General features: G+C 50.2%; 1 pseudogene. It reads right to left on the reverse strand.

Going from position 1 to position 325, the window contains the following annotated elements:
• Positions 1-325: pseudogene (locus tag V5P19_RS23190) on the reverse strand (4-deoxy-4-formamido-L-arabinose-phosphoundecaprenol deformylase); the annotation flags it as partial.

Raw genomic sequence — 325 nt, forward strand, 5'->3', positions numbered from 1 at the left:
CTTCACGTCCGGCAATATTTCCGCGAACAACTTGTCCGAGCGGCAACGTCTCTGATAACAGTTCGCTTAAAGGGCAAAATGTCACGCCTTCCTGAGCTGCGCGTTTGAGGAGATCCACAAAATTATGCTGATAAGCGCAGCCTTCAACTTCTGCATGAATGGTATAAACCGGCGTGCCTTTATCTCGCAGGATGCGGTTGAGTAACCAACCGTTAAAATCTTCTGCTTTCACATCCCGACCAATCACTTCATCCCAGGTGGGTAAGGTCACCGGAATTTGCGCAGTGCCAGGGTTTCCTGATTCGAGCAATGGACGGAACGGCAT

The organism is Enterobacter sp. UNJFSC 003 (assembly GCF_036903355.1).
GTDB lineage: Bacteria > Pseudomonadota > Gammaproteobacteria > Enterobacterales > Enterobacteriaceae > Enterobacter.